Origin of the sequence: Zhengella sp., assembly GCF_041397485.1 — a bacterium.
Classification (GTDB): domain Bacteria; phylum Pseudomonadota; class Alphaproteobacteria; order Rhizobiales; family Rhizobiaceae; genus Zhengella.
In genome coordinates this window covers 568794-590477 of record NZ_JAWKWO010000002.1, presented here as the reverse complement: position 1 = coordinate 590477, position 21684 = coordinate 568794, and the positions used below count along the sequence as shown (strand labels likewise).

Below are 21684 nucleotides of genomic sequence, written 5' to 3'. Positions count from 1 at the left end.
CAAGATTTAGCACCTTATTTTCTAATAAGGACGCTAACCCTTTGTAATAATTCGTGAAGGCGCCTGTCTAAGCTTTTACAAATCCGCAAATGCTGACGTTTCGGAGGCCTTTTCGATGGACCTGGCTTCCTTTGTCCACACGCCGAATGGGAAACCTGGAAGCGAGTCAAAAGACCTTTAGACTCTTTTTAATTGCATTTCAAGATGCAACGCGCATAAATTGAATACGCGCGGCAATTGTCCTGCCTCACGCCCAATGCCGGCCATCATGACCAAGGGAGCCGGGCCGGGCCGGCATCGTCCGCAAATGGTGAGGAGCGACGCCGGAGGTCTGGCGGTGGAAGCTTTAAGGCTCTTGTCTTGCGCGGGGCTTTTGCCGCAAGCCGGGGCAGGCGCGGTTCCCTTCCCTGAACAGGAAGGGCACACTAGCGCTTCGGCATGCCCTTGGGGCGCAGGTTCCGCTTCTGCGCGGCAATGCGGAACTGGGCGTTCGCCGCGCCATAGCCGTTGTAGCCGCCGCGCCGCTCGACGATCTCGAAGAAGAAACCCTCACCGTAGACCGGGCTGTAGATCTGGAAATACTCGCCGCCGGACTCGTCGCGGTCATACAGGATGTTGCCGGCCTTGAGCCTTTCGAGAAGATCGTCATCGAGCCCGAAACGGGCGTCAAGATCGTCGTAGTAGTTCGGCGAGATTTCCAAAGCCTTGAAGCCGTTTTTCGACAATGCCGCGCGCGTGGCGAAGATGTCCCGGCTTTCGAAGGCAATGTGCTGGACCGCAGAGCCATAGCTTTCGGCGATGAAATGGCCGGCCAGGGTGCGCCGGTTCTCCGCACCGTTCAACGTGATGCGCAGGCTGCCGTCGTCATTGGCGATGGCCTGGCTGCGCACCAGGCCGGCCGGATCCACCACGTCAACCATGGGCGTCTTTCCGGTGTCGAATATGGAGGTGTAGAACAGCAGCCAGGTGAGCATTTCCTCGTAATTCATCGTCTGGGCGATATGATCGATGCGGGTCAGGCCCGCATTGACGGGCGCGGTCTCGCCGTCCACCTTGGCGAATTCCACCTCCCAGACACGGGCCAGCCCGCTCTTGTCGTCCATGAAATGCATGACGCCGCCGCCCACGCCGCGAATGGCCGGAATCTTCATCTCGCCTGGCCCCACCGCCTGCTCGAAGGGTTCGGCGCCCAGTGCCCGGGCACGCTGCACGGTGGCGGCAGCGTCCTCGACCTTCAGGCCGATGTCGCAAACCGATGTCCCGTGGACGAGATAGGAGGAATGGGCAAAGCCTTCCTGTCCGGTGTTGACGACGATATTGATTCCGCCCTGCCGCCAGAGATCCACTTCCTTGGAGACGTGCCGCCCGCATCGTTCAAAGCCCAGCGTGCGCAGCATGGCGCCCAATTGCTCGGCCTCGCCATGATCGGCTGCAAATTCCGCGAACTCGACACCGCGCACCGCGATCCGGTCCGGCATCGGCGGCACGTCGATGGCGATGTCCGGTTCCTGCCTGCGCACCTGGTCCATCAGGTAGACGAGCGAGCGATGACCGTCGACGGAAATGGATTTCGGCGATCCGCCACGGAATTGGTCGTTGAAGATTTCAAGGCTGAGCATGCCTTCATAGCCGGTCGCCGCCACGGCGCGCATGAAGCCGGTGACGTCAAGATCGCCCTCGCCGGGCATGTTGCGGAAATGGCGCGACCAGTAGAGCAGGTCCATGTCGATCAGCGGCGCATCGGCGAGCTGGACGAAAAAGATGCGGTCGCCGGGAATGGAGCGGATCGAATTGACGTCGATCTTGCGCGCCAGCGTGTGAAAGCTGTCCAGGATCAGCCCGACATTGGCATGATCGGCGCGGCGCACGATTTCCCAGGCATCGCGGTGGTCGGAAACATGCCGCCCCCATGCCAGGGCCTCGTAGCCGACACGGATGCCCTTTGCCTTCGCACGCTCGCCCAGTTCGGCGAAGTCGTCGGCCGCCCGGTCGATGCCGCCCAGCGCCAGCGGCGAGCAGTTCGAGCACACCAGAACCAGGTCGACGCCCAGTTCGTTCATCAGGTCGAACTTGCGCTCCGCCCGGTCGAAGGCACGCGCGCGCTGCGGCTCCGGCATGCCCTCGAAATCGCGAAACGGCTGGAACAGGCAAAGCTCCAGGCCATGGTCGCGCACCATCCGCCCGACATCGGCCGGGCTGCCATCGAAGGCCAGGAAGTCGTTCTCGAAAATCTCGATTCCGTCGAACCCGGCGGCCGCGATGGCCGACAGCTTCTCGCGGAAATCGCCGGATATCGAGACGGTCGCAATCGCGGTCTTCATGGAAACGGACCTTCTGTCAGCGGCCGGCCTCGATCAGGTCAGCCATGGCATTCATCGCATGGACATAGCCTTTCGGCCCGAGACCGGCAATCACCGCTGTCGCCACCTTCGAGACAAGCGAACGGTGATAGACCTCCTCGCGGCGATGAATGTTGGAGATGTGCAGTTCGATGACCGGGCCGGGAAACATCTTCAGCGCATCGTAGACCGGCACGGAGGAAAAGCTCAGGCCGGCCGGATTGATGATCAGTCCGGCGGCCTCACCGTCGATGGCTTCATGCACCCAGGTGACGATATCGCCCTCGAAATTCGACTGCCGGAACACGACGGCGCGGTCCGTCGCGGCGCGGCACCAGCCCTCGATCTCGCCCAGCGTGACCGCGCCGTAGATCTCCGGCTCGCGGGTGCCGAGCCGGTTCAGGTTGGGACCGTTGAGGATGTGGATCGCACCGGCCATGTGTGGCTCCCGTCTATCACCGGCTGCGACCGGCTTCAGGCCGTGAAGCAGGCCGGGTCCATCGTCTTGAGATCATCGGCGACCAGCGGACGGAAGTCCATCCGCTGCAGCACGTCGCGCGCCGGATCGATGCCCGGCGCCACTTCCGTGAGCATCAGCCCGTCCGCGGTCAGCCGGAAGACGCAGCGTTCGGTGACGTAAAGCGCCTCCTGGCCATCACGGACCGATTGCGCGCCCGAAAAGGTGATCTGGTCGACCGCCATCACGAATTTGCGCACATCGCCCTGACGGGTGATCGAAAGCCTGCCGTCGCCCGATGCCATGTCGGTTCCCTTGGCGTCGAACGTGCCGCAAAACACAACCTTGCGCGCGTTCTGGGCAATGTCGATGAAGCCGCCCGGCCCCACCGGCACACCGCCCAGCTTCGAGGCGTTGACATTGCCATGCCGGTCCACCTGGCCGAAGCCGAGAAAGGCGATGTCCAGCCCGCCGCCGGAATAGAAATCGAATTGCGACGGCCCGTCGAGCATGCAGGAGGCATTGCGCGCATAGCCGAACAGGGAGCCGGTCAACAGCGTGCCGCCATAGGTGCCATGCTCGATGGTCTGGTAATAGCGGTCCTGGTCTCCGCGCGCCGCGACGATACTGGCCACCTGGTCCGGGATGCCGAAGCCGTAATTGATGACAGCGCCGTCGACGAGTTCCCGGCGCGCGCGCTCCGCCACGATGCGGCGGATGGAAAATTCCGGCATGTGCGGCGCAGCCTCAGCCACCCGCTGCTGGCCTGAAATGGCCGGATCGTAGACGATCTCGTAGCCCTGGCGCTGGTCCGGATCGACGACGATGGCATCCACCAGCGCGGCGGGAATGCGCACCTGACGCGCGCCAAGCGCACCGGCCTTCACCTTCTCGCGCACCTGCACGATGACGATGCCGCCACAATTGCGAACGGCGGCCGCCATGGCATAGCTGTCGACATTGGCCGGTTCCTCGTCGAGGCTGACATTGCCTTCCTCGTCGGCGATGGAGCCTTTCAGCAGGCAGGCATCCATGTGGAACGGCAGGTAGCGCAGATATTCGCGCCCGCCGATCTCCACCACTTCGCAGAGCGTGTCCCTGGCTGCCGCGTTCATCCGCCCGCCATCGATACGCGGGTCGATGAACGTCCCCAGTCCGACATGGGTGAACAGGCCGGGCCGCTTCGCCGCGATCTCGCGCATCAGCTGCATGGCCACGCCACCGGGCAGGACATGGGCCTCGATCTCGTCCCTTGCCGCCATCTGCTGCATGCGCGGCGACCAGGGCCAATGCCCGCCGATCACCTTGCGCACCATGCCCGGATGGGCAAAGCGGTTGACGCCGGTGTCCTTGCGATTGCCGAGGCCGAGGGCATGAACCAGCGTCATGCCCTTCGGGTGGCCGGTTTCCAGGAACCGCTTCTCGATGGCCTCGTGAAGCGCCATGGCCTCGCACAGCCCGCCGCCGCCGCCGATCAGGCCGATGGTCGCCCCGTCGGGAACCAGGGCCACGGCCTCTTCGGCCGGCATGAATTTCTGACGCCTGCCGCCTGTCATCACGACGCCCACGGATCGTAGATGGACTTGCCGCCCTTCAGCATGGACTTGGCGACCACGCCGCGATGGATTTCGGACGCGCCGTCGAAGATGCGATAGATGCGGGCATCGCGGTAATAGCGCTCGATCGGCAGATCCCTGGAAAAGCCCATGCCGCCGAAGATCTGCATCGACCGGTCCACAACACGGCCCAGCGTTTCGGACGCCTGCACCTTGAGCATGGAGATCTTGGCGCGCGGATCAAGCCCGGCATCGATCTGATCGGCGCATTCCCACAGCGCGGTGCGCGCGGCGTTGATCTCGATGGCGCTGTCGGCCAGCATCTGCTGGACCATCTGGAAGTCGCCGAGCGACTGGCCGAACTGGCGCCGGTCATTGGCATGATCGACGGTCATGTTGAGGATTTTCGTCGCCTTGCCGATGGCGCGTGCCGCCACCTGGGAGAGACGGACACGCCCCAGTACGGACAGGGCCAGCTTCAGGCCCTGCCCCTCTTCGCCCAGCAGGTGCTCGTCGCCCAGTTCCACGTCATCGAAATGCAGTTCCATGTGGCTGGTGCCGCGTATGCCCATCATCGGCTGGTCGCGCCCGATGGTGAAGCCCTTCATGCCCTTGTCGACCAGGAACATGGAAATGCCGCGATGGCCCTTGTCCGGATCGGTCACGGCCGTGACGACGAAGAAGTCGGAAAAGGCGCCGTCCGAAATGTAATGTTTCATGCCCGAAAGGATCCACTTGCCGTTCTCGCGGCGCGCCCGCGTCCGGATGCCGGCGGCATCGGAGCCGGCGCCGGGCTCGGTGAAGGCGATCGAGCAGACGCGCTCGCCTGTCACCGCCGGTTTCAGCCAGCGGTCCACCTGCGGACCTTGCGCCGCGAGCAGCACCTCGTAGACATTGCCGAAGGCACGGCGGATCAGGATGTCGGTCGTGTGGCCGAACTGTTCCTCGCACAGCATGGTATCGAGGGCAGACAGGCCGCCGCCGCCATGCTCTTGCGGAATGTTCATGCCGTAGAGGCCGAGCGCCTTCGATTTCTCGAAGACGGACCTGGCGAGTTCAGGGCGCAGCACGCCGGTCTGTTCGATCTCGTCCTCGAGCGGGGCCAGTTCGCTGGCAATGAAGCCGCGAACGGTCTCGACCAGCATCCGCTGCTCGTCGGAAAACCGGAAGTCCATCGTTTTCGTTCTCCAATGGGTGTCGTGTCAGTCGGTTTCGTCCATGTGGCCGCCGAGAAAGAGCTGGCCCACCTTGGGGTCGTTCAGAAGCGTATCGGCGCGGTCATGCATGCGCGTCTGGCCCAGTTCGAGCACCAGACCGTAATCGGACATGGCCAGCGCCGCCTTGGCGTTCTGCTCGACCATGAGGATCGTCACGCCATCGTCGCGCAGACGTTGCAGCGTGCGGAACACTTCCTGCACCAGGTTTGGCGACAGGCCGATGGACGGCTCGTCGATGAGGATCAGCTTTGGATCGAGCAGCAGGGCACGGGCGACCTCAAGCTGCTTCTGCTGGCCGCCCGACAGTTCGATCGCCTTGCGGTCGCGGAACTGGCGCAGCATGGGAAACTGATCCATGACCACCTCGATGCGCGCCTTCACCTTCTCCTGGTCATCGGCGGTGATGCCGCCCAGTTCCAGGTTGTGGTAGACGGAAAGCTGCGGCACGACGTTGCGGCCCTGAGGGACATAGGTGACGCCATGGGCGATCATGTCGCGCGGTTTCTGCCGGGTGACATCCCGCCCGTCCAGAAGCACCTGGCCGGAATGGATGTCCAGCAGGCCGAAGATCGCCTTGAACACGGTCGACTTGCCGGCGCCATTCGGCCCGATCACGGTGGTGATGGAGGCCCTGGGAATCTTGAACGAAACGCCGTTCAAAATGGTGATCTTGCCGTAGCCGCCGTAAAGATCTTTCAGTTCCAGCACGGATCAGCCCCCCAGATACGCGTCGATGACCTGGCTGTTCGACCGGATCTCTTCCGGCGTCCCTTCCGCGATCACCGCACCTTCAGCCAGCACGATGATGCGGGTGCAAAGGCTCATGACGAATTCCATGTTGTGCTCGATGACGACGAAGGTCGTGCCATGCTCCCGGTTGTAGGTTTGCAGGCGCTCCTTCAAGCTCTCCAGCATGGTCAGGTTCACGCCGCCGGCCGGCTCGTCGAGCAGGACGAGATCGGGGCCGGCCATGAAGGCCATGGCAGCATCGAGCAGTTTCTGCTGGCCATAGGACAGCGACCCGGCCTTTTCGTCGCGCAGGTGCGAAAGGCGGAAAAACTCGATCATCTGCTCGGCCTCTCCGGTCAGTCCCGCGTCGGAGCGGCCAAAGAGGCGCGACAGCATCGTCCCGTGATGCTCCTGCCCGGCCAGGATGATGTTGTCGAGCACGGTCATTTCCGGGAAGACGGAAAGCTGCTGGAAGGTGCGGCCGACGCCGAGCCGGTTGAGATCGCAGGCGCGCATGCCGGAAACGCCGGTGCCCTTCACGGTCACCTCGCCGCTGTCGGGCGAAAGCTGGCCAAGCACGCAGTTGAACAGGGTCGACTTGCCCGATCCGTTGGGACCGATCAGGCCGAGCACCTCGCCCTTCGCCACCTCGAAACTGACATCGCGAACGGCATGGATGCCGCCGAAGGACTTGGAAATGTTGCGGACGGAGAGGACGGGCTGGCTCACAGCTTCGCTCCTTCCTTCATGTCGCCGCGGACGACGCGTTTCGGTCTCAGGCGCGACAGGATGCGGTCTCCCAGACCGATCAGGCCGGAGGGCGAGTAGACCATCAGGATGATGACCGCGGTGGAATAGATGATGAGGTAGTAGCCCTCGGTGAAGCGCAGGAATTCCGGCAGCAGGATGACGACGGCGGCACCGAGCATCGGCCCGAAGAAATAGCCGGCGCCGCCGACCACGACCATGAGCAGGATCTTGAGCGAATGGATGAGGCCGAAGGAACCGGGCTCGATGAACTGCACCAGCGGCGACATGATCGCACCGGCGCCGCCGCCGAAGGCCGAGCCGATGGCAAAGGCAAGCAGAGTGATGCGCCGCGTGTTCACGCCCAGGCTTTCGGCACGCACCGAGTTCTCACGCAGGGCCTTGAAGGCGCGGCCCCAGGGCGAATGCACGATCCAGAAGAAGATGCTGGCCGAGATGACGAAGAGGATCAGGACGAAATAGTAGAATTCGAGGTTCTTCATCGTCGAGATGCCGAAGAAGGACGGGCGCGGCATGCCGACAAGGCCATGCGAGCCGCCCGTCAGCCATTCCTCGTTGCGCAGCACGAGGAAGACCAGCGTGTTGAAGGCCAGCGTCACGAAGGCGAGGAAATGGTGCTGCACGCGCAGCGCCGGGTAACCGAGCACGAGCCCGATAAGGAAGGTGGCGCCCATGGCCGCCAGCCAGCCCAGCACCCAGTGATAGCCAGCCAGCGTCACCAGCGCGGTGATATAGGCGCCGATCCCCATGAAGCTTGCCTGCGCCAGCGAGATCTGGCCGGCATAGCCCAGCGTCAGGTTCAAGCCCATGGCGGCGATGGAGAACATCAGCCAGGAGGCCAGCACATAGAGGATGTAATTGCCTTGCCCGAGCGGCGCCAGAACGAGCGCTGCCAGCGCGACGAGGACGAGAAGGACGGTCTTGAGCTTCATACCGTGCGGCCCTCCGCGGTTCCAAGCAGCCCCTGCGGGCGCACCAGGATGATGAAGATGAGCAGCAGCATGGGCAGGGCCTGCCGGTACTCGGAGGAGAAATAGGTCGCCGAGAGATTGTCGATGACACCGATCAGCAGCCCGCCGACGAGCGCACCGCGGATCTGGTTGAAGCCGCCGACGATGGCCGCAATGAAGGCGACAAGGCCCAGCGTCTCTCCGTTGGAGAACTTGGCCAGGTAGATCGGCGTGATGAGGATGGAGGCGATGGCCGCCAGCGCGCCGTTGATGAGGAAGGTGTAGAGAACCATCCGCTTGATATCGACGCCAAGGATCTGCGCGACATCGGGGTTTTGCGCTGTCGCCTGCATGGCGCGGCCGGTGCGGGTGCGGGAAAGGAAGAGTTGCAGGCCGATGATGGCCCCCATGGCGATGATGAAATTGGCAATGTCGGGTATGGAAACGGCGGCGCCGAAGACCTGCATCACATCCTGCGGAAAGAGGCTCGGGAAAGGCTGGCCGAGCGGCGAGTAGAATTCCTTGACCAGTTCCTTGAGCAACAGGCCGAGCGCAATGGTGGCAATGACAAGCGGCAGCGTGCCATGCTTCATCATGGGTTCCACGATCAGGCGCTTGAAAAGGGCGCCCAGGATGAGCACCGACAGGATGATGGCCAGCGGCATGGCGAGCCAGAGGGGGAAACCGAGTTTCACCGAGAGCGCGAGCACGAAGAAGGCTGGCAGCATCACGAATTCGCCCTGGGCGAAGTTGATCGTCTGCGACGCCTGCCAGAGCAGGGTGAAGCCGACGGCGGCAAGGGCGTAGATCGACCCTGCCGACAGGCCCGATATGAGGATCTGGATGAATTCGGACATGCGCCCGCACCTCCGCGAGAAGGGATTTCAGGTGCAAAGAGGGCGGCACCGGACTAGCGCCGCCCTGCCTTGATGACGGATCAGTTGGCCGGAAGCGTCTTGGTGATCTTCTGGGCGCCGTCGACGACTTCCACAAGGAAGCTGGCGCGGCTCATCTCACCGGTGTCATCCCAGCACGCATCCATCAGGATGCCCGGATGGGTCGCGGCGTCGAGGCACAGGCCATGCAGCGTCTCGGCGAACTTCTCGCGATCGAAAGCCCCGACCTTCTCGGTCACGTATTTCACCATGTAGGCGCCAATATAGCCCTTGATCGCGTTGTGGTCGGCACCGTAGCCATATTTCTGCTGGAACTTGCCGGCCATTTCCTGGATTGCCGGAACCGGGGCTTCGGCCGTCAGGCCCACGTGGCCGAACGCACCATCGGCGGCACCGCCGGCCAGGTCGATGACCTTCTGCGAGATGAGCACCGTATCGCCGGCCATCGGCAGGCCGAGGCTCTGCTTGGAGGCCTCGATGAGGAAGCGCGCGCTCTCCTCTTCCGTCAGGTAGACGAAGACAGCGTCGGCACCCGACGACTTCACCTTGGCGACGTCGGAGGCGAAATCAACCTGCGCCTGCTCGGTCGGCACATCGGCCACGATTTCAAGGCCCATGTCGCCGGCGATCTTCATGAAAGCGTCATAGCCGCCCTTGCCGAACTCGGTATTGGCCCAGACAACGGCGATCTTTCTGGCACCGAGTCCGTCCTTGAGATAGCTTGCCAGCTTGGGAAGGCCCTTCTGCGCGCCGAAAGCAGTGCGGAAGATATAGGGATTGCCCTTTGCGGTGATGGTGGGCGATTCCGAACCGGTGATCTGCGGAACGCCGTTCTGCTGGGCAACCAGCATGTTGACCACGGTCGAGGACGAGTAGACGGTGCCGAGCAGCACGAACGCGCCCTCGTCGATCGCTTTCTGCACGAGAGCGCGGCTCACCTGCGGATCGGTCTGGCTGTCGTACTCGGACAGGTTGATCTGCTCGCCGAGAATGCCGCCGGCGGCGTTGATTTCCTCAACAGCCATCTTGACGCCATCATGCCAGACAGCGCCGGCGGCCGCGCCCGCGCCCGACAGTTCGGCCACATCGGCCAGCTTCACCTCCGCCATGGCAGCGCTCGTGGAAAGCGCGGCAATCGCTGCGGTCGTCAGAAAAAGTTTCCGGATCATCTGTTCCTCCCTTGAATTGATCAATCCGTTTCCAGTGACAGAAGGGCTTCGACCAGAAGCCCCTCCTGCGCCTTGAACATGCCGAGTCCCGGCATCGTCCGGCATCCCTTTGCCGCCGCCGCCTCGATGAAAGGCGACCGCTCCGGCCTGGTGATCGGGCAGGCGGCGAACTGGCCGGCCTGCATCCTGCCGACATCCACCGGCAACGGATCATCGGGCCGCATTCCCAGTGGCGTCGCATTGGCAATGACATCAAATCCGGCCGGATCGGCCGAGCCGACCGAGACCCTGCCGGCAAAGGCCGTCTCAAGCCGCGCGATCAGTGCATCGCGGCGGGCGTGGTTGATCTCGTGGATCGCGAGATGGTCCGCCCCGCGCGCCAGGAATTCATAGGCGATGGCGGCACCGGCGCCGCCGGCCCCGATGAGCAGGACGCGCTTTCCCTCCACCGCTCCGCCGGCGGCCAGGATGCCGTCCACATAGCCCATGCCATCGGTGTTGTCGCCGATCCAGCCGGCCTGCGTACGCCGCATCACGTTGACGGAACCGGCGAAATGGACGCGCCGCGTGACACGGGCACAAAAGCCCATCGCGGCCTGCTTGTGCGGAACCGTGATGACGAGGCCCGCCACGTTGCGCATCGTTTCAAGGCCGGCCATGAAGCCGTCGAAATCGTCGGGGACCACGTGGGCCGGCACGACAATGGCGTTCTCGCCCATGTCCGCGAGGCGACGGGACAGCAGACCCGGCGATTTCACCTGGGCGATGGGATCGCCGACAATCGGGAAGACGCGCGTCTCGCCGTTCAATGTGAACGTCATTGCCACGCCCTCCCTGTGCCGACCGGGAACAGATTGGACATTTCGCATACCATGCCCTGTGCCTCCCGACTTGCCGGCTCCGCTTGCGCCACCATCGCAAACCGCCACCCCGTTGCCCTTTTGCCCACCATGATGGAGCCTGAACAGGCGCCGGAAGGAAATGGATGAACGCGCGCATTCATTGGACAATTCGACAAGTTCGCATTTGTCCTCATGTCGCCCTCCCAGCCGTGGCGCCACGATAGAAGTCGAGCGTTCGGGCAATGCCCTCCTCAAGGCCGGTGGCCGCAAGTCCGCCCAGGGGTTCCGGCATTTCGCTGGAGGCAAGATCGGCGGGAATGCGAAGCGGTGGCCCTTCCACCGTGATGTCCGCATGCGGGGCCTGCGCCTTCAGGGCCGAGACGAAAGCGGCCATGTCTGCCGTTTCGCCGCAAAGCGTATAGGCCTCCGCGCCCTGCATGGGCGATGAAACCGCTTCCACCATGAGGCGCGCGACATCGAAGACGTGGACGAAGCCGACACGGCCGGAAAAGCGGATCGTGGCAGGTTCGCCGCGCGCCGCCGCGCCAATGGCGATGGACGGCCCGGCGGCGATCCCGGAACTTTGCCCCGGACCATAGACGATGAAGGGGCGGAAGCCGACTGACGGCACGCCATGATCGGCATGAAAAGCCCGGGCTGATCCCTCGATGGCCAGTTTCTGGGCGCCGTAATGGGTCATCGGGCGCGGGTTCACCGCGTCGCCGGGGCCGAAGACACCGGCAGTGGAGACATAGACCAGCCGTTCGACCGCGTTTCTGCGCGCCGCCTCGAAAACATGCAGGCTGCCGACGAGATTGATCGCAGCGGCACGCAAGGGATCGGCGGCGGCATCCACTGTCATGACGCCGGCCAGATGGACAATTCCATCGCAGCCCGTCACGGCGCCGGCGACCGAACCGTCGGCAATGTCGCCGGTCACGAATGTCACGCGCCGCGACAGTCCCGGCCGGATTTCGTCCAGCGCCGCCGGATTGGGTCGGGCATCGAAGACGACCACTTCGTCACCGCGCGCAAGAAGCCCGTCGATGACCCAGCGGCCGATGAACCCCGTTCCGCCCGTGACAAGAACCCGGCTCATGCGGCGTTCTCCCGCGACGCGAGGGCCCGGGCGCTGGCATCGCGCGCGGCAATGAATCCGAAGGTCATGCCCGGTCCGATGGTGATGCCCGGCCCCGGATAGACACCGCCCATGATCGACTGCATGTCGTTGCCGCAGGCATAGAGCCCGTCAATGGGCCGGCCGTCGGCATCCAGCACTCGGGCATGGGTGTCGCAGACCAGGCCGGTCGCGGCACCGATATCGCCCGGCTCCAGCCGCACAGCATAAAAGGGCGCGGTCTTGACCGGCCCCAGGGTCGGGTTCGGCCCATGCGCCGCATCGCCATTGGCGCGTTCATAGACCGTTTCGCCGCGCCGGAAGTCCTCATCCCTGCCGGTATCGGCGAACCGGTTCATGCGTCCGGCCGTCTCCGCCAGCCCGCCGGGGTCCACCCCCAGCTTGCCGGCCAGTTCCTCCAGCGTTTCTCCCTGAACGAGATAGCCGTCGTCCAGATAGGGCTGCAGCCCCTTGCCGCCGGGCCTGACCATGCCCAGCCCGTATTTCGTCAGCGTCTGCGCGTCGGCGATCAGGAAGACCGGCATGTGGCTGCCGTCCCGGTTTGCCGCATACATGGCGAGCGTGAATTCGTGATAGGACCGGCTCTCATTGGTGAAGCGCCGGCCATCCCGGCCCACGGCGAATGTGCCGGGCTTGGAGCGGTCGAGCACGAAATGCGGGAATACGGCGGTCGTGCCATCGGCGCGCTTGCGCACCGAACAGGGCGCCCAATAGACATTGGACGCGGCATCCCTGCCGTAGACCGCGCCCTTGGCCAGCGCCAGATCGTGCAGCGCACCGGTGTGACCGGGTGCGGACGGGCTGTTGGCGGCCAGCGGGGCGGGCAGCATTTCGCCACGCCGCGAGGGATGGCGCGTGAAACCGCCACTTGCCATGACCACGCCGCCGGCGACCGCGATCATGCGCTCGACGCCATCCTGGCGTACGACAATGCCGTTGACCGCACCCTCCGGGCCAGCAAACTCGGTCACCTCGGCCTGCGTGGCGATGGTCACGCCGAGCCGGCGTGCCGCAGCCAGCAATTGCCCGATCAGCGCGTTGCCCATGACAAGGCGCGTGCCACGCCCGTGACGCATCTTCTGGACATAGTAGGAGCCGATCAGCCGCATCGAATAGGCCAGCGACTTCAGCGAACTCGTCATCTTCAGGAGGTGGGCGATGTCATCCCTGTCGATCAGCAAACCGCCGAGGATGGTGAATTCCGGGATGGTCGGCCGGATCAGCTTCAGGTCGCCGCCCAGGCCGCCGGCATCGAAGGGGAGCGGCTCCAGCGCCCGGCCGAAAGAGGTCGAACCTTCGATTTCGTGCAAATAATCGGGATGAAACGGGCGCGCACGGAAATGCACACCGGCCCGGTCCTCCAGCGCGTCGATGGCGGCCGGCCCGGCCTTCAGGAAGGCCTCGCGCATTGCCGCCGACGAGCGGTTGCCGACAGCACGATCGAGAAAGGCGCGCGCCTCGTCGACGCTGTCCTCAGCGCCGATGGCGCGAGCATGCCGGGTGTTGGGAATCCATGCCGTTGCCGCGGAATAGGCCGAGGTCCCGCCCAGATATTCCGTCCGCTCGACCAGGATAACCCGCGCCCCTTCCAGCGCCGCGAACACGGCGGCCGCCATTCCGGCCGCACCCGCGCCAAGTACCGCCACATCGAAGGCGGCATTGCGCGGCAGCCCGGCAATGACCTTGCCCGGCGCCGTCATGTCGCGGCGCTTTCAGGCGGCAGGACGAGTTTGCAAGCAACGGAACCTGTCACGAGCCCCTCCCAAGGCACATCGGAGCCGCTTCTGCGGACCCGTTCACAAAGCAACTAAAGGATTTTGGAAACTCTTTCAATAACAAAAAATCTTTTCACAAATCTGGAAAAGCCTGCTAAGCGGAAAGGGCACCGCAGCCCGACCAGGCGCGGAAGGCCGGGAGGATCATGAAGTGGCTGACAAGAAGATCGCCGTTGTCGGCGCCGGAATCATCGGGCGAACCCATCTCCAGGCCATTGCCGCGGCCGATGGATTCACCATTGCAGGCATTGTCGATCCGGGACCGGGCGCGGCGGAAGCAGCGGCCCGATACGGGGCGCCGCTTTTCCAGGACTTCAATGCCATGCTGGAGGAGAAGCCGGACGGGATCGTCATCGCCACGCCGAATGAAAGTCATGTCGATCTGGCCGTTCGCGCCGTCGAGGCGGGCATACCGGCGCTGGTCGAGAAGCCCGTGGCCACCCGTGTCAGCGAAGCCCGATCCCTGCTTGCCGCCATCGACCGGCATGGCGTCCCCGTGATGACCGGCCACCACCGCCGCTTCAATCCGATCATCCTCAAGGCCCGGGATCTGGTGGGCAGTCAGCGCTTCGGCCACCTCGTGCAGGGCTCGGTGCTGTGCTCGCTGAAGAAGGAAGACGGCTATTTCGATGTGGAATGGCGCCGCACGCCCGGCGTCGGCGGTCCGCTGCTGATCAACATGATTCACGAGATCGATCTGCTGCGCTTCCTTTTCGGCGAGATCGCCAGCGTCTCGGGGGTCGCATCCACGATGGAGCGCGGGCTGCCGGTCGAAGACACGGCCGGGGCCATCCTCACCTTTCGCGAGGGCGGAATGATCACGCTCAGCGTCTCCGACGCGGCCTGCGGCCCATGGGCCTGGGACATTGCCGCCGGCGAAAATCCGGGGCGGTTTCCCGCGCACAGGGTGCAGTCGCATTTCTTCGCGGGATCGGCTGGCGGCCTCTCCCTGCCGGACCTGGCATTCTGGTCGCATCCGGGCGAGAAGACCTGGTATGAGGAAATGCAGTCGTCGGTCGAACCGGTTGACGCCGCCGATTCCTATATCGGCCAGATCAGCCATTTCGGCGCCGTCATCGACGGCAGGGCCGAACCGCGCTGCTCGGCCCTCGACGGGGCGCGCAATCTCGCCATCATCGATGCCATCAAGGCCTCCTCGCAAGCCGGCATGCAGCTTTTCATGGCGGCGGACGGCCTGACGGCGAAAGCGATGGGGCCGGCAGCATGAGCGGTGTGCTGGAACGGTCGCTTGCCATCATCGAGATGCTGGCGCGCAATCCGGCGGGGCTGACCGTCAGCGCGCTTTCGGCAGAGCTTGACATGCCGGTCAGCGCCGCGCACCGGCTGCTCAACGAACTGGCGAAATTCGGCTACGTGCGCCAGGTGCGGGCACAAGGCGAATACATGCTGACAATCAAGCTGGCCGCGCTCGGCCTGGGCTTTCTGGGGCAGATGGGCGTGACCGACATCGCCCAGCCGATCCTCGACCGCATGGCCCGGCTCTCGGGCGAGTTGATCCGGCTCTCGGTCATCGACGGCAACAACCTGATCTGGGTCGGCGTCTCGCAGGGCGCGACGGGCGGGCTTCGCTACGATCCGAATGCGGAGCAGGGGCAGGTCGTCCATCTCGCCAGCTCGGCCGGTGGCCACGCCTGGCTTTCGGCGGTCAGCGACGACGAGGCGCTGCGCATGGTGGCCGAACAGGGGCTGCACCCGCCATTCGAGCCGGGACCGAAGGCTCCCGCCACCCTTTCCCAATTGCTGGAGCAACTGGCCGAGGACCGGGCGCGCGGCTACGCGGTGGCAGTCGATTCCTACACCGTGGGCATGGCCGCCATGGCGGTTCCCATCCGCCATCCGGACGACGGACGCGTGATCGGCTGCCTGTCCATTGCCGGTCCGGCGGTGCGCGTCACGCCGGCCTACATGGCGCGCATGGCCCCTGCCCTGCAGGAGGCCGCCGACGAGATCGCCACGGCCACCCGCGCCTCGCATTTCTTCGACAGGCCGGATACGGCCCCGGCATCCGCGCAGACGGCAGGCCGCAAACGATGACGGCAGACCCGTCCGGGCGGATCGACTGCGACGTGCTCGTCGCCGGTTCCGGCGCCGGCGGACTGGCCTGCGCCGTCGTCGCGGCCTTTCATGGCCTGTCGGTCGTCGTTGCCGAAAAGGAACCCGTCTTCGGCGGAACGACAGCCTGGTCCGGTGGCTGGCTGTGGATCCCGCGCAACCCGCTGGCGCGCCGTGCCGGCATCATCGAAGAGGCCGATGAACCGCTCGCCTATCTGCGCAGCGAGATCGGCAACCGGATCGCCGATCCGCGCATTGCCGCCTTCCTGGCCAATGGCCCGGACATGGTCGCCTTTTTCGAGGCGAACACGGCTGTCGAATGGATCGACGGCAACCGCATTCCCGATTTCCACGATACGCCCGGCAGCCGTGACGGCGGACGGTCGGTCTGCGCCAAACCCTATGACGGGCGCGCGCTCGGGGCCGACATTGCCCGGCTCAAGCCGCCGCTCGACCTTGTCAGCCTGGCCGGCATGGGGATTTCGGCCGGGGCAGACATGGCCCATTTCTTCAACGCCACGCGCTCGCCGCGCTCGGCCCTTCATGTGGCGGGACGGCTCGCCCGCCATGCCCGCGACCTGGCACTGCATGGCCGTGGGCTGCAACTGGTCAACGGCAATGCGCTGGTGGCACGGCTGATGAAAAGTGCGCTCGATCTCGGCGTCACGCTGATCGAGGGCGCACCGGTGCGGGCGTTGCACCGGGATGGCGCGCGGGTCTGCGGTGCCACGATCGAACGCGAGGGACGGCCGGTCGACGTGATCGCGCGGCGCGGGGTGGTGCTTGCCACGGGCGGCTTCCCGCATGACCGGGAGCGGATCGCCGCGTTGTTCGATCATGCGCCAGAGGGCGATGGCCACCATTCCGCTGCTCCGCGCGCCAATACGGGCGACGGGTTGCGGCTGGGCGAAGCGGCGGGCGGCCGCATCGCCGGCGACCATATCCATGCCGGTGCCTGGTGTCCGGTCTCGCTGGTGCCGCTGAAGCATGGCGGGCAGGCGCATTTCCCGCATCTGGTGGACCGCGCCAAGCCCGGATTCATCGCCGTGCTGCCGGATGGCCGCCGCTTCGTCAATGAGGCTGACAGCTACCACGATTTCATGAAGGCGCTGTTTGCCGCCACACCGGCCGGCGCGGCGGCGCAATGCTGGCTGATCGCCGACCACCGGGCGCAGCGCCGTTTCGGGCTCGGCTGGGCGAAACCCTTTCCGTTTCCGCTGCGGCGCTACGAAAGCTGCGGCTATCTGAAGAGTGCCCCGACGCTTGTTAGCCTCGCTGCGGCCTGCGGCCTGCCCGCCGATGTCCTCGCCGGGACGGTCGACCGCTTCAATGCCCATGCAAGAGCGGGCGAGGATCCCGATTTCGGACGCGGGCGCTCGCCCTATAACGGCATGCAGGGCGATGCGGCGCACGGGCCGAACCCGTCGCTGGGCGCCCTGGAAACCGGGCCGTTTCATGCCGTGCGGCTGGTGCCCGGCAGTCTCGGCACATTCGCCGGCCTGACGACCGATGAATTGGCGCGGGTGCTGGACGGCGATGGCGTGCCGGTTCAAGGCCTTTATGCGGCCGGCAATGACATGGCCTCCATTTTCGGCGGGAATTATCCGTCGGGCGGCATCACGCTCGGGCCGGCCATGACCTTCGGCTATATCGCGGCCCGCCAGATGGCCGGCCTTCCGGTTTGCGGCGCAGACAGGACACAGAACAGGGAGAGGACCGATGAAATTCTACGAACTGGCCACGCTTGACACGGTGATCTTCGGGGGAGCGAAGGCGGCGCCCGCCATCGAGGCCTTCGTCAGCGCCCCGGAAGCGAAGGGCCGCCTGCTGGGCGCATGGGGCAATGATATCGGCGCGCTGAACAAGGTCCTGCTGCTGCGCGGCTTCGACAGCCATGACGACCTGCTTGCCGAACGCGACCGGGTGCTGCGCTCGTCCAATCCGTTCGGCTGTGCGGACCTTCTGACCGGCATGAGCCTGGACAGCTACAAGCCGCTGGATTTCCTGCCACCTGTCGAGACCGGAAATTTCGGCCCCGTCTACGAGATTCGCACCTACCGGATGAAGGTGAACGGGCTCACCCCGACCATGGAGAAATGGGAAGCCGCCATTCCCGGCCGGCTCGGCTATTCGAAGATGACAATCGCCATGTACTCGCTCGATGGCGCGCCGAGGCTGACCCAGATATGGCCGTATGCGAGCCTCGAACAGCGGGCACAGGCGCGCGCGCAATCGGTCGCCGACGGCAAGTGGCCGCCGAAGGGCGGGCCCGACTGGCTGACCCCGGACATGACATCCACGGTGGCCATGCCGCTGGCCATCTCCCCGCTGAAGTGAGGCTGTCATGCAGCGCCTCTATTCGATGGCCTACCTGACCGGCAATGGCGCCGATCCCGTTTCAGCGGTCAAGCTGGCGGCATCCTGCGGTTATGACCTGGTCAGTTTCCGGCTGCTTCCGGCCGGTGACGAGCCGCTGGCCGACCTGATGGGCGACGACCGATTGCTGCGCGACGTCAAGGCCGCGATGGCCGATTCCGGTGTTTCGATGGCCGATGCGGAGATGATCCGCCTGAAGCCGGAAACCGACCTCGCGCGATTCGATCCGTTTCTCGACCGGATCGCGGAACTGGCCGCGAAACATATCCTCGTCGCGGTGGACGACCCGGACGAAGCGCGCGCCACCGACACCTATGGACGCCTGTGCCAGCGCGTGGCACCCTACGGGTTCAGCGCCGACCTGGAATTCATGCCCTGGACCGGCGTGAAGACCATCCAGGATGCGCGGCGAATGGTGGAGGCCGCAGCCAGTCCGGCGGCCGCCATCCTGTTCGACACGCTGCATTTCGACCGTTCGGCTTCGACGCTGGACGATCTGGCCGCACTGCCGCCCACGATGATGAACTATGTGCAGATTTGCGATGGCCCCGTGCCCTATGACGCCAGCGATGCGGAACTGGTCCGCGTGGCGCGTCAGGCCCGCCTCATCCCCGGCGAGGGCGGGATCGACTTCGCGCCGATCGTCGCCCGGCTGCCGGCGGGCATCACGGTGAGCGTCGAGGTGCCGAACCGGCCGCAGGCCGAGGCCATGGGGCTGGAGCGCTTCATCCGCACCGCGCTGGAAAGGACGAAAGCTGTGCTGGGCGAAGCCTGACCGGACAGACCGCGCCTGGATCACCCGGTCGCGGCCTCCATCCGTGCCCTTCAATCGTTCGAATAGCCGGGGCGGGGAATGTGGCTCATCAGCGTCTGGGAAAAACCGCCGTCGACGATGATTTCCTGTCCCGTGACATAGCCCGCCCGGTCGGATGACAGGAAAAGAGCCATGTCGGCAATGTCCCTGACATGGCCGATGCGGCCCAGCGGGACAACAGCCTCGCGGGCGATCCGGGTCGGCTCATGGGCATAAAAGGCCTCCGACAGCGGCGTGCGCACAAGGCCGGGCGCAACGACATTGGAGCGAACGCCGCGCGGCCCCCATTCATAGGCAAGCTGGCGCGAGAGCATCGAAACCGCCGCCTTGGTCGCCGAATAGGCATTGGAAAACGCCTGCTGGTGATGGCCGGAAATCGAGCCCACATGCACCACGGCGCCAGAGCCGCGTTCCAGCATGGCGGCGCCGAAGCGCTGGGCGCAGCGCAGATAGCCGGTCAGGTTCACATCCAGCATGCGCTGCCAGTCGGCGATCGCAACGGTGTCGAGACTGCCTGGTGTCACATAGGCCGCGTTATTGACCAGGATATCGGCCGTACCATAAGCGGCCTCGACCTCGGCGACCGCCCTGGCCACGCTGTCGTCGCTCGTCACGTCGCAGACGATGGCCTTGCCGCCGGTCTCCCGCGCGGCCGCCGCAACCGTCTCGCCATTGAGATCGAGCAGCGCCACCCGCGCCCCCGCCTCGCCAAAGGCCGCCGCGATCGCCTTGCCGATGCCGCCGCCTGCACCCGTGACGACCGCGACCTTGCCCTCCAGACCAAGCCAGTTCATGATTCCACTCCTGCCAGATGCCGGCCCGTGATGTAGCCGAATGTCATTGCCGGGCCGAGCGTGATGCCCGCGCCGGGATAGTTGCCGCCCATGATCGATGCCCGATCGTTGCCGACGGCATAAAGCCCGTCGATCGTGGAACCGTCGGCGCGCAGCACCTGCCCGGTCACGGTGGTGCGCAAGCCATCGAAGGTGCCGAGGTCGCCCATGATGATCTTCAGGGCATAGAACGGTCCTTTGACGATCGGGCCGACACAGGGGTTCGGCTTGTGCTCGGGATCGGCCAGATAGCGGTTGAAGCTTGTCCGTCCGCGACCGAACGCCGGATCCTCGCCCTTGCCCGCGTGGCTGTTGTATTCGGCGACCGTGGCCTCCAGGCCTGCCCGGTCAATGCCCGCTGCCTCGGCCAGTTCGGCCAGCGACCGGCCCTTCTTCACATAGCCATTGGCGATATGCGGAGCGAGCGGCACCGGGGCCGGCTTGGCGAAGCCCAGCCCGTATTTGCGGATCGTGGGATGATCGCAGATGAGCCAGGCCGCGGTTTCGGCCTGCCCTTCGCAGGCGCGCATCAGCGCCGCACCGACATCGTGATAGCTCTCGCTCTCATTGGTGAAGCGCCTGCCATTCTTCAGCACGGCGATAATGCCCGGCTTGTAGCGGTCAAGCAGGTGGGGGAAGGCCCGGAAACCGCCGCCGCGCTGGGGCACTTTCGAGACCGGCATCCATGCGGAGGTATCGTTGAACTCGATCGGTGCATGGCCGCCGACCGCCTCGGCGAGGCGGATACCGTCGCCCGTATTGGCTTCCGGCACGGGCGAGAAATGCTCGCCGCCGCGCGCCAGATGCGGATAGGCCTTTTTCAGCTTCTCGATGTCATGGGCAAAGCCGCCGGTGGCAATGACAACGCCCTTGCGCGCCGTCAGCCGCGCGCCAGGCACCCGCACGCCGCACACGCGGCCGTCCTCGACGATCAGTTCCTCGGCCGGGGTTTCCGTGTAGAGCGGGATGTCGAGGTCGAAGACCGACTTGGCAAGACGGGCCGCCAGCGCATTGCCGCTCGTCACCTGCACACCGCGCCCGTAGCGCGCCACTTCGGAGAAATGCTTGACCATGCGCCTGGCCACATAGGCGAAGCTGGCGGGATTCTTCGTGGCGTTGAAGAAGTGCTTGATGTCGGCATTGGATGAATTGAACATCATGCCCATGAAGGTAATGGTGGACAGCGGCGGGCGCAGGCGCCCGAGATTGCGGCCGAGCGCCGACGTGTCGAACGGCGCGGCCAGTATGGAGCGGCCGACATCGACCCCGCCGGGCACATCCGGGTGATAATCGGGATAGAGCGTGGGGACGAATTGCACCGCTGTCTCGCGCTCGAAGAAATCGACCATTTCCGGCCCGGCATCGATGAAGGCCTCGACGGCCTCTGCCGAATAGTAATTGCCGGTCTCCTGCTTCATGTAGGTGATGGCGTCGTCACGGCTGTCGGCAATGCCTGCATCGCGCGCGTGGCGATTGAGCGGAATCCACAAGACGCCGCCGGAAAAAGCCGTGGTGCCGCCGAAGACCGGTTCCTTCTCGACGATGGCCACCGACAGCCCGTTCTTCTTCGCGGTGATCGCCGTGGACATGCCGCCCGCGCCGGATCCGACCACGACGACATCAAATGCCTCATCCCTTTCAGGCTGCATCGTCGGCACCTCCTCCTCGCCTCTCATGCGCCAGATAACGCCCCATGCGCAGGCCCGCCGCCAATGGACAGGACCGGTTTTTTATTGGACAATTCATCACGAG

Annotated in this window: 19 protein-coding genes; 5 read left to right on the top strand and 14 right to left on the bottom strand. The window is 65.0% G+C overall.

Annotated features, from left to right (window positions below):
* Positions 1 to 425 precede the first annotated feature (425 nt).
* The 12 genes from R3D65_RS08960 to R3D65_RS08905 form a co-directional block, all read right to left on the bottom strand.
* Complete coding sequence (locus R3D65_RS08960; protein WP_371274869.1) at positions 426 to 2321, bottom strand: bifunctional sugar phosphate isomerase/epimerase/4-hydroxyphenylpyruvate dioxygenase family protein; 1896 nt, start codon at positions 2319 to 2321, stop codon at positions 426 to 428.
* Positions 2322 to 2337: 16 nt separating this feature from the next.
* A complete protein-coding gene (locus R3D65_RS08955) occupies positions 2338 to 2778 on the bottom strand; it encodes a type II 3-dehydroquinate dehydratase (protein ID WP_371274868.1) in 441 nt (146 codons plus the stop codon).
* A 35-nt stretch (positions 2779 to 2813) separates the two neighbouring features.
* A complete protein-coding gene (locus R3D65_RS08950) occupies positions 2814 to 4352 on the bottom strand; it encodes an acyl CoA:acetate/3-ketoacid CoA transferase (RefSeq protein WP_371274867.1) in 1539 nt (512 codons plus the stop codon).
* On the bottom strand, positions 4352 to 5527 hold the full coding sequence (locus R3D65_RS08945) for an acyl-CoA dehydrogenase family protein (protein WP_371274866.1): 1176 nt from the start codon (positions 5525 to 5527) through the stop codon (positions 4352 to 4354). Before R3D65_RS08945 ends, R3D65_RS08950 begins: the two co-directional genes overlap by 1 nt.
* A 27-nt stretch (positions 5528 to 5554) precedes the next feature.
* A complete protein-coding gene (locus R3D65_RS08940; protein WP_371274865.1) occupies positions 5555 to 6277 on the bottom strand; it encodes an ABC transporter ATP-binding protein in 723 nt (240 codons plus the stop codon).
* Between the two features lie 3 nt (positions 6278 to 6280).
* Positions 6281 to 7027, bottom strand: coding sequence for an ABC transporter ATP-binding protein (locus tag R3D65_RS08935; RefSeq protein ID WP_371274864.1), 747 nt, complete (start codon positions 7025 to 7027; stop codon positions 6281 to 6283).
* Entirely contained in the window at positions 7024 to 7998 is a 975-nt protein-coding gene (locus R3D65_RS08930) for a branched-chain amino acid ABC transporter permease (RefSeq protein WP_371274863.1), read from the bottom strand. Before R3D65_RS08930 ends, R3D65_RS08935 begins: the two co-directional genes overlap by 4 nt.
* Positions 7995 to 8873, bottom strand: coding sequence for a branched-chain amino acid ABC transporter permease (locus tag R3D65_RS08925; RefSeq protein WP_371274862.1), 879 nt, complete (start codon positions 8871 to 8873; stop codon positions 7995 to 7997). Before R3D65_RS08925 ends, R3D65_RS08930 begins: the two co-directional genes overlap by 4 nt.
* Positions 8874 to 8953: 80 nt before the next feature.
* Positions 8954 to 10081 carry an ABC transporter substrate-binding protein gene (locus tag R3D65_RS08920; RefSeq protein ID WP_371274861.1) on the bottom strand — a complete coding sequence of 376 codons (1128 nt, stop codon included), beginning with the start codon at positions 10079 to 10081 and terminating at the stop codon, positions 8954 to 8956.
* A gap of 20 nt (positions 10082 to 10101) precedes the next feature.
* Positions 10102 to 10902, bottom strand: a complete 801-nt coding sequence (locus R3D65_RS08915) for a shikimate dehydrogenase (protein WP_371274860.1) — start codon at positions 10900 to 10902, stop codon at positions 10102 to 10104.
* A gap of 211 nt (positions 10903 to 11113) precedes the next feature.
* The gene (locus R3D65_RS08910; protein ID WP_371274859.1) at positions 11114 to 12022 is read right to left on the bottom strand and encodes an NAD-dependent epimerase/dehydratase family protein; all 909 of its coding nucleotides are present in this window, start codon (positions 12020 to 12022) and stop codon (positions 11114 to 11116) included.
* Positions 12019 to 13761 (bottom strand): FAD-dependent oxidoreductase, encoded by a 1743-nt coding sequence (locus R3D65_RS08905; RefSeq protein WP_371274858.1) that lies wholly within the window; start codon positions 13759 to 13761, stop codon positions 12019 to 12021. Before R3D65_RS08905 ends, R3D65_RS08910 begins: the two co-directional genes overlap by 4 nt.
* Before the next feature lie 226 nt (positions 13762 to 13987).
* Between R3D65_RS08905 and R3D65_RS08900 the strand changes: the two genes are divergently transcribed.
* Genes R3D65_RS08900 through R3D65_RS08880 form a run of 5 tightly spaced genes read left to right on the top strand, consistent with a single transcriptional unit; the run spans position 13988 to position 19060 of the window.
* Positions 13988 to 15064 carry a Gfo/Idh/MocA family protein gene (locus tag R3D65_RS08900; RefSeq protein ID WP_371274857.1) on the top strand — a complete coding sequence of 359 codons (1077 nt, stop codon included), beginning with the start codon at positions 13988 to 13990 and terminating at the stop codon, positions 15062 to 15064.
* Positions 15061 to 15891 (top strand): IclR family transcriptional regulator, encoded by an 831-nt coding sequence (locus R3D65_RS08895; RefSeq protein WP_371274856.1) that lies wholly within the window; start codon positions 15061 to 15063, stop codon positions 15889 to 15891. Before R3D65_RS08900 ends, R3D65_RS08895 begins: the two co-directional genes overlap by 4 nt.
* Entirely contained in the window at positions 15888 to 17657 is a 1770-nt protein-coding gene (locus R3D65_RS08890) for an FAD-dependent oxidoreductase (protein ID WP_371274855.1), read from the top strand. The genes R3D65_RS08895 and R3D65_RS08890 overlap by 4 nt, the downstream gene beginning before the upstream one ends.
* Positions 17629 to 18246 (top strand): NIPSNAP family protein, encoded by a 618-nt coding sequence (locus R3D65_RS08885; protein ID WP_371274854.1) that lies wholly within the window; start codon positions 17629 to 17631, stop codon positions 18244 to 18246. The genes R3D65_RS08890 and R3D65_RS08885 overlap by 29 nt, the downstream gene beginning before the upstream one ends.
* A 7-nt stretch (positions 18247 to 18253) precedes the next feature.
* Complete coding sequence (locus tag R3D65_RS08880; protein WP_371274853.1) at positions 18254 to 19060, top strand: sugar phosphate isomerase/epimerase family protein; 807 nt, start codon at positions 18254 to 18256, stop codon at positions 19058 to 19060.
* Between the two features lie 50 nt (positions 19061 to 19110).
* On the opposite strand, the gene R3D65_RS08875 is transcribed toward R3D65_RS08880, so the two are convergent.
* Complete coding sequence (locus R3D65_RS08875; RefSeq protein WP_371274852.1) at positions 19111 to 19893, bottom strand: SDR family NAD(P)-dependent oxidoreductase; 783 nt, start codon at positions 19891 to 19893, stop codon at positions 19111 to 19113.
* Positions 19890 to 21581 carry an FAD-dependent oxidoreductase gene (locus tag R3D65_RS08870; protein WP_371274851.1) on the bottom strand — a complete coding sequence of 564 codons (1692 nt, stop codon included), beginning with the start codon at positions 21579 to 21581 and terminating at the stop codon, positions 19890 to 19892. Before R3D65_RS08870 ends, R3D65_RS08875 begins: the two co-directional genes overlap by 4 nt.
* Between the last annotated feature and the right edge of the window lie 103 nt (positions 21582 to 21684).